Here is a 13,187-nt window from a genome sequence, read left to right on the forward strand (position 1 = left end):
GGACTCTTTTTTATCATGGAGTAATAACGCTAGTTACCAAATAAATTGGCCGTATCAAGATCTTCATATTCATCTTTTAGTACTGCTTTTTCAGTTGTTGATTCATTTTCTATATGTGTATCTTTAGAAGTAGAATTCTTTTCATTAGATGAGATTATTCTATTTGAATCAGCTACCTCTTCTTCAATTGCTTGGCTTTCTTTTTGAATAGTAAGGTTTGAATTATTTAAAAGTATACGCTTAACATCATTTAAAAAGTCTTTATCTTGAAGTAAAATTTCTTTTTGCATTTGTTGCTGTATCTTATAATCAGCCACGTCTTGTAATCCGTGTTTATCAATAAAATAGCAAACAAGTTTATACAAAGAATCGGCTATATTGCTTTGTGACTCGAACCATTTAAAGAATTCTTCATTCTCAATCTTCTTGAGGTTCCAGAAGAAGGATTCTCTTTTTTTGTCGGACATACTATTTCACCTTTTTTCGAGAAAGAATTTTCTTGATAATTTGCATCCCCTTAGCATTCATATCTACAGCGTATTTCTCTGGAATCCACAATAAGTACATTCCAACTCGCTCACAATACTCTAATAATTGATTATATAATTCATCTTTAAAAGTAATACTTCCCCCACCATACACACATAAAACTTCAGCTTCACTGGCTGTATTGTTTACATATTTTTCATCTGTATCTTCTAGGATTAGTTCAGCTTGTTCCACTTTTGTAATATTAAAGTGGGTTGTTGCCTCTTCATGGTATTTATGATCTATATCTTGAAGAATTTGAGAGAATTGTTGGCGTTTAATGTTTGTGCCACGTTCTTGATTTAATAATTTTACAGCTTCTTCTGTAGCATGACCGACACCACGTCTTTCACCGCTACAAGCATCAATTACTGGGTTCACGCCAACTGTATAGATATACTCAGTTGTTCCATCTCCAATATCAGAATGTAAAATCTTTTTGTTTTTAAAGAAGGCGCCGTCAATTTTTTTGATTTCAAGTTTTTTTGCATATAGTTTAGTGAAATCAGTAAACATCTCCTCTTCCCCTTCAAGAATTGCAAATAACGGAGGAACACCCTCTTGTGTAATGTTTGCACTATTAAATGTTAAGCTAACCGTTACCTGCTCTTCTCCTACATAAACCACTACAACATGATTTGAATTAGTAAAACGCTGTTCTAAATGTTTAGCGTTTACGGGTGTCCATTGGCTTGCTGGGATAGCTGAAATAAGGTCAACAGTCACATTGATTGATTGTGGCAGTTGTTCTGTTCGTTCCCATTCAAGTTGAACTGATTTGTTTGCGATTAATCCCAGCATATTAATTAGTGGTAAATCATCATTGTATTTTTGACCGACTTTAATGTTCATGTTTTTAGGGTTTTTACCTGTTAACATCGCACGATTTCCAATGAAATACATCCCGGATCTTCGAATTGATTTACTAGCAATATTCACGAACATATTATCTACTAAATTAACTACGTTTTTTTGTATGTTTGTCTCTGTAACATTAGGCATTGAGTAAACACTTTGATATACATTTTTCATTTTTATGTATTCACCATTGATGTAACCTTTAAATGAATCGTTCCCAATATCACCTTCTATGTCTATATGAAGAGTTTTACCTTTTAAACTTGCCATTATACATCACCTCTATGAAATTTATTTCTAATTTATATCTAATAAATATATTATAACCTATAAAACCTTTAACAACAAGGGTTTTATAAGGTTTATGAACAAAAAATATAATTAATATATAAAATAGATATAAAATAAATATAAATTAGATGATAAATTGAGATGTGTTGGGTTACTTCGAGATATTTCTGATCTTTTGTATTTTTAGCTATGTATTAGATATCTTTTAAATATCTATAAAATATCTATATAATATAAAAGGCGTTGTTGGTGGGAGGAATACGTTTGTCGAAGATGCCTTTTAAAATATCATGTTGTTTCTATGGTTTACGGATAGACTATTGATGATATATTTTGGGAATCCAAGGGATATCTAGTGGAATGAGGTATACATTTTAATCAGGAGGGAGAAAATTAGAAAGCAAATAAGATTAATTACGAATATGACTTATACATACTTGAATAGTTAAAATGGTTAGCCGAATAAACGTTATAAAGGTGTTATTTCGGTGTTTGATATTATGTGAACGCTAGGCGTTATTAATGCGTTAAACCCCTTTATAACAACGATTTCAATGTTTTTTATAAACAAATAGCTGATAAAAGAAATGAGATTGGAAGATTAGATGTTTTTGGTGTAGTAACGCATTGAAAGACGGTTTTAAACTGAGATCTTTATTATATAAGTTTGTTTTTGGCTATTTTGATGATAACTATAACTAAAAGACTAAAAAAGTAGTATGCAAATTAACCCTCTACATATCAAGTTACAATATGTATTTTGTTGTATATGTTCTATTTGAATCTGCAGCACTCCTTTAAAAGAATAGAGAATCTATGAAATTTGATTTGAATATAAAAATTGAACAGGATTAATTACAGATTCATATATATTTGCTAAACAAACGTTATTATGGTGTTTATCTGGCGAACTTAGCAGATGAACACTAGGCGTTTTTAAAGCGTTAAACATTGTAACAGCAACATTTAAAGGTGGTTTTAAAGAGAAAATGATTTACGTAATGATAAAACCTATAAATTTATTTTTCGAGCTCAATAATAAAAAAAGTAGTTTGTATAGGCTGTAAAGAATTTCAATTGAAGTATTTCTATATAAAAAATCACATAGATATCAAAGTAGTCTCTACATACATACTTAGATCATAGTGGCAATATAAAGCTATGTTGAAAAGGTGTTTTTTAGGAGATCCATTGGTAACATACTTTGAAAAATAAAACTTCTTTCTGAAGCAACTAATATAATATGATTTGGGATTGGATATATATATAGGGTGTTAATCGGTTTGCATACTTTTACTGTTTATAGTAGGAATGTAGTAAGTGATTCTCCGTGAACGCTATGCGTTCACGGAGAATCACAGGAATGCTGGCTTAAAGTTTAAAAGTAAGATATTTAAATAGATAATGAATAACCTTCAGTGCTCTTGTTTTATTTTTGAAATTAACTCTAAATTTTTATGGTAAGACATCAAATTTTTTAACCAAAATTATATATTTAAGTTTCTTAAGTTACATTAAATACAATAGTTTTATTATATGAACGTTTTAGAAGTGTTATTTAGGCGTTGTTATTTTGTAATGGGGCCTACTTGAATCAATTTTTAGTTGTATATTTACATATTAATTAATTCGATGTTTTTGATGGATAGAGCAGAAGCTTCGGTAAAGAGATAATATGAGTGTAATTTAAAAGGATCTTCTTTTTTATATAAGGAGATTCAAGATAGAAATCTTAGTCCGGAGAGAAGTACGATGGATATAAGCATATGTTTTTTGAAATGAATTACTCTAGTCCAAACAAAATAAAATTCTACAAAAGAAACAAACGAACGGAAATATGGTTATAATAGATGATCAAACAAAAATATCTATAATCTATAGTGGAACGCTGTTTGCAAAGCCTATGAATTAGTACGACTGTTAGATGATACATAAAAGAATTAATGAAAATTGGTACTTCTGTTGAGAATGATGTGGGATTAGGAATTAAAGAAGTCTTTTTATTTATAAAAAAGCTAAATTTGTTCCAACAGTAGAAACTAGCTAATAAAAACAAAATGTATTCTTTTCAGAAGAACGAATGATACTTTGAACTGGCATATGTAGTATAAAGAAGGCAATAATTTTTTGATGTATCTTAGATGTAATTTCAATAACGTTGGAGTCGAAGGCAAAATGTAATGAGGAGAAAGTTATAGTTGTATCTAATCGCATGCTTTAGGCACTTATTTTAGAGGTTTTAAGAATGAATTTTTCATTCTTATGGCATATTCCATAATAGATATATTAATCAAGGATTAACTAAAAAAATAAATCAATTCATTTCAAGCTTTACAATATAATTATAAAAAAATAGAAAAATTATATAATGGGATTTATGAGTGTAACGAAAGTTACTATCACACATTGAGGGTTTCATGAACGTTATAAAAACGGTCATGAAACCCTCAGAAAATATTTTTAACACTACTAACAATTTTTTGTATAGGATGTATTTAATATGAGAATACTATTTATGTGAAACTGTGACCTCTTAACAATATTGCGATCTATTTAATATATGAGATTACTGTTTTATCCTGTTTTTCATAATTTCGTCAAGCATGGGACGATAGTTTACAATTGCAATGAGTTTTCTGCAACCAACATCCTATCTTAAGAATTCATAAAAAGCAATATCTACAATTATATGATAACAAGCCAAGCATTTTGGCTTACTTACGTCAATTGGCATACACCTAACACGTTCACATTTTTGAGGAAATAGTTCTTTATCAGAGATTGATAAAATTTATGCAATAATTTTGAGAATGCTACTTTTAAGCAACTATGCTTTTAAATGATGTTACCAAATCGAAGACGTTATAAATTTAAATTATTAATCCTAACTATAATCTATAAAGGTTAAGTGAATATTTTAAGGTATCGGGATTCTTGGAGAATCTAAACGTTATCAAAGTGTTATTTTAGTGTTTATTTTCACGTGAACGCTATCCGTTATTTTACCGACTAATCCTTTAACTACAACGTTAGGAGTTATTTAAAGAGCGTTACACCTAACAGACGTATGAATAAATAAAATAAGAATTCATATGATGTTTTGTTCCATTTGAATGATAAAAATAAAATATATCTATACATAAATTAGTATTCTTATAATATAATAAATTGTTTTTATAACTAGTACTAAGTGTTATAAAAACAATTTCAACTAAATGAAGTAAAAATATATCGTATTAAATTCTTTAAACAGGGATCAACTTGCAAGAAGCAAAACATAATCTTCCAAGGGCTTATTTCAAGAAATCCTCTAATTTTAGCCGTGTTATAGATGTTCATGAGAGTTTCATTCTTATAACACACATTATGGATAAAGGTATTAACACAAGTTTAAATCATAAGAACGAAGTATTTTATTTATAAAGTATATGAATTACGAGAATAGCCACCTAACAAATAAGAAATGGTGTGTCTTTTTATTTAGTAATCTTGCGTCTCCAAACATCCTTACAGGCTGTTTGAGGCGCAAGATGTTTAATACTGTAGGAATAAAAAAATGAACGCTTACGAAACGTTAATTTAACGATTCCTTGTGAACGCATAGCGTTCACAAGGAATCCGTATCATATTGCTTTAGGATAGATATGTCTTATTTAACAGTGTTGATAACGCGTATAAATTAGTAATAATGTACGCTGCGATGGTACAGTGCTTTTTTATTATTACTAATCTTAAGATTTATCCTAAGTTAATGTTAAGCTTAATATAACAAATACAATCTGATAAATTTATTAAAGTAGGATAGAGATATATGAAGTATCTTTGGAATCCATAAAACAGGACAAAGAGATAAGTAGTTGTGATTATGCTAAAATCTTCTTTAACTTAAGTGTTATTGAGTGTTTTTTATGTGAACACTACCCGTTTTTTTTGCGTTTACCTCTTTAATATCAATATCCTGAGTTGTTTAAAGGATACAATTTATGCTAAAGCAATATATAAAATCTGATAGGGTGTATCAATTAATAGTCCATAATAAAGCTGTATGTTTCTATGTTGTACTAATCAATGAACGTTATAATAACGATCCTGACTATGCTATATATGTCATAAAGTATTTTAAGCAAGTGGTATGAAATAAAGTAGTTGCTAGATTAAAAATAGTTGATGTTAGTTGACTATGTTCGAAGTATGATTACGGAAATATAGACATTAATTGGCGTGTTCTTCCTGTGGTACATATCTTATTAGCAAAGCTTTAAATTATAAGAGCGATACGAATCGTCTAAAAGGCCTAGGAGTTATGTGATAGCGGCCTAACAAATTAAAGAATGGAAAATTTTCTGTGTTTAGTGTTTTGAACTTGAAACGATCTGTAAGGATATTAGATGGCAAGTATTTTAAAACAATAAAAAAATGATATGAGCGCTTACAAAACGTTAATTTAACGTTTTGTAAATAATGAACGCTATGCGTTCATTAGAGATTCAGTGCATAAATATAGTAGTTTTCCTTTAAGGATATAATGTAACTTTAGAAGTAAAGATATGGCCTTTAATAATAGCGTTTATAACGTATAGGATTTAATAATAATGAATGTTGTGATTGATGACATTTATATGAAAAAATTTAGTCTGGCAAAATGAATTAAAGAAGACTAGAAAAAACATGGAGTTTCCTATACAGGTTTATTATGTGGTTAAGAAATTAGAGGATTTGTCAATCTTCCCTAAAAATTGACGAAGTAAACACTTAACTAATTTTAGGAAAAAGGATTAACATGTTTCTATTAGCGATATAGAGAGTTTTTGGAATCCATAAGAAAGGACCAATAAGATATGTTAAGCAAAATATATTTGACAACTGAGTACTTAGTATCCTTGAGGTAATGGATACCTAAGTACTGAAGCCAAACGGTTTCTAATTCAGTAGGCTATCCCGATAGTTCCTACGGTTAGCTTCATTTCTAAGATTGAGTGCTGTGTTACGATCTCTATCATGATGTGTGCCACAATAAGGATAATCCTACTCACGAATGTTTAGATTTTTAGCATCTATGTTTTTATAGTTGCAATTGGAACATAATTGACTAGAAGCAAATGTTTTAGATATTACAACTCATTGTTTACTATACCACTTTACTTTATATTTCAACATTGTTTAAAATTGTGGCCAAGACATGTCACTAATCGCTTTTACAAGCTTTCTATTTTTGAGCATACCACTGAATTATAACTATTCTTTATCAATGACATGATGCTTTTAGTAGAAAGTTTATGTAATTAATCCCCCCTTATAATAGCATCATGTATCACAGGCTGTTTATTCTAGTTAGGATTAGTAACACAAGTTGTAAAAAACTACACTCTTCGAAATTAAACAAGAAAAAACATATCATAGAAATTTTTTTACAAAACTACATATTCGTGTTGTAAGGATGAGCAAAAAAAAAAACGGTAGCTACCGCTTTTTTTTGCTCAATTAGATATATTTGATAAAAAACGTATATCTGATTTAATTTAAATTAAACAAACGCTGAATGAACGTTTTTTTAGTGTTATCTTGCTGTTCTTGGCGATCTTCATTTAATAGTTCAATTGCTTTATCCAGTTTTTCTTGTAATAACTGAATCTGTAGATCTTTGTCTTCTTTTTCTGAGCGTTCCTGTAATAACAATTTAATGATATCTTGGTTTTGTTGTACAATTTTATCCTGTTGCTCAAGCATGTGAGAAAATTTTTCTTGAATCATCAAAATATCAGTTTCTGAACGTTTTCTGAGCGTTACTTGAACTTCATTTTCCTCATGAACGCTATCCGTTTTCTGAGCGTTCTCTTCAGTATTTTCCATGCTTCTTGTTGCAGCTTCTTCTAGTTTCCAGTTTTGATTTAAGTATTCTTTCATTTGCTTTAATATATCTATATCATTCTCATAGTAAATTCGTTGATTACGCTCATTTCTTTCAAATATATATTCCATTTTTTCTAGTTCAATTGACCATCTGCGAAGTGTATTGGTGTTTATATCTAGTTGTTTTGCTACTTCTTGTGCAAAATATCCATATTCCAAACTTCACACCTCCATTATTTGTATGTTAGATATTGATTCGTTCTTGAAAAGATCTTTCCTTTAAGAGTAGAAATTTTTATAGGCAGCCATCTAATCATTTGTACTCATATCAGTTTGTTTGTATACATACTTATATATTAAGTCAGTCTATACATCTAGCGTTAATGTTTTTCCAACAATGAACGCTATTCGTTCTAATAGCGTTCATTGTTGGAAGTGAACAAGTATTTATACAACATTAATGTACATAGGAAACTATTTTAAAACTAACTATTAATATTAGAAGTTTGTTGCTGATATAAGAATTTTACTAGATATTTGCAATAGAATCAAAGCTTTCATTAATAGAATTAGCAATTAAGTACGGTTTTTATAGTACATATGCCTAAAAAGCTTTTTTTATATGTGAACGCTATGCGTTAAAGTAGCGTTTTATCGTTGTATAGAATCTTGCATAGATGTTGTTTGAATCTTTAAAAGATGCTGATATTATTTGTTGGGTTTTGAATCTCGAACAGGGTTATTTTTACAAGTAAAAGTAATGAGGATATTGGGAGATGAAATATATTAATTAAATATTAAATAATTATAGCTAAAAAAATTTAATTTGAAGTTTCATTTATATTAGTATGGACCAGATTTCTGAATAATATACATCATAAATTTGATATGAAATGTAGATGTGTATAGGAAGATGAAAAGGGGGGCTATAGATTTATCTAGACGTTTATTAATTTTACTAGTAATTAGGGTGAAGGATTTCAAGAGTCGTTAAGAGTAATAAAATAGATGTTAGAACAAAATGTAGATTGTACTATAGTTGAAGAGGGGGACGAAGACGCTTGTATAATGAAATCAGTTGTTAAGACAGTGCGTGAAATAAGCTATTATACCTTTTAAAGAGTGAAATCAATGAGTACGAAGATTTTAAAGAACATAGATAATTTAGAAAAAATTAATTCAATATTATTGATCAATTTTGATGAATAACAAAAGGCCACTGTATTGACATAACTGATAGAATCATATTTTAATCGATTGTTTAAAATATGAATTATGCCAAATTATATAAAAAATTAGGGGATCTTTTAGAAAATATGCTAAGCCTCCCTAAAAAATTACAAATAGATGCAAAGTACTATATTTAATAAATCTTGTTTTAGAAATTAAAATAAATAAAAACATTAGAATTAATATTTGGGCCATAATGGTTATTGTATCAAGGTATTGGAGATTTTTACTTGGTAAATTTCTAAGTAAATAGTTTAGTAAATAATAATTGAATATACTGGATTCTTAAGGTTTAAATTTTATGGTTGAATTAAAAAGAAAAATTATAGTACTTAGAAAATATAAATGATTTATGAATTATTTTATTGAAGACCAATAGGGTTATAAAGAACTATAGGAAGACATTACAAATAGCCTTGCTGTATATGTTTTTTTCAGCAAGGCTATTTGTAATTGAATTTTTTGATTTTAATCGTGTTCTTCTAAAAAATTATAGAAAACAAATGTATGACTATTAGTTGTATCTAAGAGTGAGCTTGTATTTTGTGCATTACGTTTTCTACGTTCTTGCTTCTGTTTAGATTTTTGATTAAACATTTTTATGAAATGTGCAGGATTACTGTTTTCAGCTTTATTAAACTGGAACCATTGCACACATTCTTCAAAATCCCATCTTATGTAGCGATCAATATCCGGTGGCAATCTTAAAGCAATTGTATACGCATCATTTTCGGATAGGTATGTTAGCTCTTGACTCAAAATGTAGTAATACGCTCTTTTCTGATCTTCACTCAAATAATCATTTAAGTCTTGTAATCTATTATTTTTTACTTGTTCCTCATGATGGACAGCAGGTTTTGATTGCTCTTCAATGCCGAAAAAATCTAAGGAAGGTGAAGGTTTAAAATTGTTTTTTTGCATAAATTCAAGATCTGTTACATCAGACTTTTTACTAATTTTGTTCTTTAAAAATCTAGTAAAAGTAGCACAAACATCAATTGCTACAGCCCATTTTATCTTGAAATATTCAACAATCTTTAAATAGTTATTATGTATTGTTAAGATGTAAACAGAGGGGGCGATCTTTCCATGCCGTCTTACCTTTATTTGTTGGCATACTCCTAAATCTTGCAGCCAATTAAAAACGTAATTAATAATAGGTTTTGAAATTCCAGATTTTTTGCTGATGTGTTCTTGTCTAACTTGACTATAGCCTTCTTGTACTAAATAAGATAAAACAGTCTCTAAAGCTTCGTATTTCCTTTTGGTAAGATAATCTTTTGTGGTAGCACCTTCACACTCTAGGACAATACTATCAATATAAGAAATTATTTTCTTGATTTCTTGATTGATAGCTCCAGGAGTTTTAGATAAGTGATGAATGTGGGGACTTAGTTCCGCTTTTGCTCGACTTAACAAAAAGTTTCGTGAAATCACAAAAAAACCTCCTATTTCTCCCACTAAACACATACAGAAAAAACATGGAAAAATAGAGGTTCTTATTCACATTAAATTCACCTTATGTTATAATTATCGTCATAAGTGAACATTAAAAATGTTAAATAAGACCCTTGCTATTCTAGGAGTTTTAAATTGGTTCATGTCGCCAAACTAGAGACCAATTTAAAACTGAGTATAGTGGGGTTTTTTTCTGTCTACATATTTAAAAAAACACTTTTTCTTCAAAATACAATCTTTCTTTTTATCTTATATTGTTATTAAAATAATATCAATCCCCTCAAGTAGCCTTTGTTATCCCATCTGTAAAAAACATGTGGATTTATTCACTCTAAAAGCATAGCTGAATTTAAAAGTTTGTATTTTCTTATTGAATTTTTAATTTTCTGATAAATAAATATAAAATTTTTATAATGGGCACTTTACACATAACTATAAGACCTTCGTGTTAAAATATTTCTAATTATAAAATTTATGAGAAAAATATTAAGTTATATAATATAATGACAAGTTTTGATTACCCGATTATAAAAATTAATTATTAACCTCCAAGAATATATCAAAATACTACACTATAGATTAAAATGTCTTTTTAATAATTTATATTGGGTGATGTGTCTTGTGCTTGGAAGGGGGCTTTACATTGAAGAATTTAATGGGGAAATTGTCGAAAATTAAAACTGAAAAGAAAATAAGTAGTAGACAACTAGCAAAGGAAATTGGAACAAGTAAAACAACAATTGATAACGGACTTCAATGTAAAACAGAAGAGTTTAAATTTGAGATTTTCTTAAAGTTAGTTCAAGCCATTTGTGATAGTTCGGAAGAGCAAGGAAAAATCATTCATGAATATATTCTTCATTGTAAAACACCATTAAATGTACAAAAAGCATTATGCTATTGCCAAGCAATGGGAGAATATAAATTAATAGCAGATATTATAGAAAAACATTCAGATACAAAAGGATTAAAGAAGTACTTAGCGGTTTATAAAATACAGAACAAAAGGAATCAAAACATAGCAAGAGGTCAGCAACTATTGGATGAGATGTATGATAAAGATTTCTCTTCAGATACGGTGTGCCAAGCAGCCTTAAACATTTTATATATGGAAGCTATGTATGATAAGCAAAATTATAATGCTATTATCCCTTATGCTGATCGCACAGATGTTATTTTAAAAGAAGTAAAACAAGAGTACGTTAAGCAATGCTTGGAAATGAAATATAAAGAGCGTTTGGCTTATATATACTTAATGAGAAATGACTTAGAAAGATGTCGCAATACATGCTATGAAATTCTGGATTCTGAATTAGATATTTCTATTATTAGAGCTACAGCTTGGTGTTGTTTAGGAGAAAGTTTCACATTTGAATGCCCATCTACAGCTGAGAAGTATATTAAGAAAGCTATTTCTCTTTGTGAAAGTATTCAAGTTCCACAAAAAACACAAAAATATGTAGCGTTTCATACTACACTAGCGCATTTATACATAGAAAATGGTGTTAATTTGGATGAGATAAGATTTGATCTTATTCATTTATCTGAGAAAGCTTTTTTTGAATGTATGCATGGTGATAGGGAAACAGGAATTAAGCTATATGAAGAACTGAGAAAAGATGGCAAAAAATTCACGGCTTTTCAACAGTATTCGTTTTCGAAAATAAATAATGATATAATAGGATTAAAAGAATCCTTAGAATCTTTTGAATTAACAGGCAATATATTTTATTCGCAATACGTCAAGAAAGAGCTATTAAAAGAAGAGGTGAAGTCAAGTGAATAAATTTTTAGCGGTTACGTTATATACCGTAATACTATTGACATCGTTTTTTCAATTAGAAACAACAGGTTCACAACATGCAAAAATGCAAGATACAAATAAATATGTTATGCAAAGAATGGTCGACCCCGGCGGTGGTTAAGCCGTTTAAGCAAGAAAGACGCTACTAAAAAGTAGCGTCTTTCGTACTTTATAATGGTGGTTCATTATTTAAAAGCGTAAAAATTTCGTGCCACTAACACATGAAAATATAAAAAATTCACGTGAATACGGGAGGGTTACAAAATGAATCTTAATCAAGAATGGTTTAATGAAATGATTGACCAGGACAATCAAATTTTAGAAACTTATCGTGAATTATTACTGTTAATTGGAAACTTCCAAGAAGAATAATGGATTTCAGCTATCTTTTAGTTTATTTTTAGTCTCAATTCTATGCGTTAAATATTTTGCATACTCAATCAATTCATTTTCTAATAGTGGTTTATCTTTATCAGGAACATTTTTATAACTTTCGTACAAATCTTGGGCTAAACGTTCTACAATTATTTTCCGATCTTCTGTTGTAAGAGCTTCACTATCACCAATTTTATGATTTAGGAGTCGATCAGTACTTACATTAAAATAAATGGAGATCTTTTGGAGCGTTTCAAAACTTGGCTCTTTCCTGTTATTTTCCCAGTTGGAAATAGTACTACTAGCGACTCCTAAAACATCACCAAGTTCCTTCATATTTAATCCTTTAAGTGTTCTTAGAATTCTAACATTTTCCCCGAAATAATTCTGTATCATTTATTTCACTCCAATCGATTTATTCACCTTCGGGATAATGATTCACCGTTGGGATAAAAAAGCTTCCCGAAGGGATTGACATTCTACTTTAAGGAGAATAGAATGTGGTTAAGGGGGTGAGAAATTGACTGTTATACGCAATATTAGAGAATCAAAAGGGTTAACAATTCAAGAGCTGTCGGAGGCTTCTGAAATACCCGTGAAAACTCTGTATCACATTGAAACTGGTACAAAAGGAGTTATTGAAAATAGGGCAAAACTTCTTGCCAATATTTTTAATGAACCAATTGAAAACCTTTTTTTTGCTACGTACTATCGAGCAAGATTAGAATGAAACAAATTTCACTTACTCGTTAAACAATAATTATACATCTATATTGTAAATGAACAATACAGA

7 protein-coding genes and 1 pseudogene are annotated in these 13,187 nt (G+C 29.2%); 2 read left to right on the forward strand and 6 right to left on the reverse strand.

All coding sequences use genetic code 11. The annotated features are described in order from the left end of the window. Positions 1–29 precede the first annotated feature (29 nt). From ASE54_RS15450 to ASE54_RS15465, 5 genes and pseudogenes are all read right to left on the reverse strand, one after another. Positions 30–467, reverse strand: a complete 438-nt coding sequence (locus ASE54_RS15450; protein WP_001280891.1) for a hypothetical protein — start codon at positions 465–467, stop codon at positions 30–32. 1 nt (position 468) lies between these two features. Further along, entirely contained in the window at positions 469–1,656 is a 1,188-nt protein-coding gene (locus tag ASE54_RS15455) for a ParM/StbA family protein (RefSeq protein WP_000157617.1), read from the reverse strand. A 4,941-nt stretch (positions 1,657–6,597) separates the two neighbouring features. Beyond that, positions 6,598–6,989: pseudogene (locus ASE54_RS36980) on the reverse strand (zinc ribbon domain-containing protein); the annotation flags it as partial. A 202-nt stretch (positions 6,990–7,191) separates the two neighbouring features. Continuing rightward, a complete protein-coding gene (locus ASE54_RS15460) occupies positions 7,192–7,746 on the reverse strand; it encodes a MerR family transcriptional regulator (protein ID WP_000455689.1) in 555 nt (184 codons plus the stop codon). Positions 7,747–9,225: 1,479 nt separating this feature from the next. Next, positions 9,226–10,194: a hypothetical protein gene (locus ASE54_RS15465; protein WP_000625617.1), complete on the reverse strand. Its 969-nt coding sequence runs from the start codon at positions 10,192–10,194 to the stop codon at positions 9,226–9,228. 676 nt (positions 10,195–10,870) lie between these two features. Here ASE54_RS15465 and ASE54_RS15470 point away from each other — a divergent pair. Further along, entirely contained in the window at positions 10,871–12,001 is a 1,131-nt protein-coding gene (locus ASE54_RS15470) for an AimR family lysis-lysogeny pheromone receptor (RefSeq protein ID WP_003310553.1), read from the forward strand. Positions 12,002–12,397: 396 nt separating this feature from the next. On the opposite strand, the gene ASE54_RS15475 is transcribed toward ASE54_RS15470, so the two are convergent. Continuing rightward, positions 12,398–12,790, reverse strand: coding sequence for a helix-turn-helix domain-containing protein (locus ASE54_RS15475; protein ID WP_000615757.1), 393 nt, complete (start codon positions 12,788–12,790; stop codon positions 12,398–12,400). A gap of 124 nt (positions 12,791–12,914) precedes the next feature. Between ASE54_RS15475 and ASE54_RS15480 the strand changes: the two genes are divergently transcribed. After that, positions 12,915–13,124, forward strand: a complete 210-nt coding sequence (locus tag ASE54_RS15480; protein WP_000216139.1) for a helix-turn-helix transcriptional regulator — start codon at positions 12,915–12,917, stop codon at positions 13,122–13,124. Positions 13,125–13,187: the final 63 nt, after the last annotated feature.

Source organism: Bacillus sp. Root131 (assembly GCF_001429475.1).
In the GTDB taxonomy this organism is placed as follows: Bacteria; Bacillota; Bacilli; order Bacillales; family Bacillaceae_G; genus Bacillus_A; species Bacillus_A thuringiensis_S.

Coding starts and splice junctions, on each gene's coding strand:
- ASE54_RS15450 (WP_001280891.1), bottom strand. CDS start 467: ATGTCCGACAAAAAAAGAGAATCCTTCTTCTGGAACCTCAAGAAGATT.
- ASE54_RS15455 (WP_000157617.1), bottom strand. CDS start 1,656: ATGGCAAGTTTAAAAGGTAAAACTCTTCATATAGACATAGAAGGTGAT.
- ASE54_RS15470 (WP_003310553.1), top strand. CDS start 10,871: ATGGGGAAATTGTCGAAAATTAAAACTGAAAAGAAAATAAGTAGTAGA.
- ASE54_RS15475 (WP_000615757.1), bottom strand. CDS start 12,790: ATGATACAGAATTATTTCGGGGAAAATGTTAGAATTCTAAGAACACTT.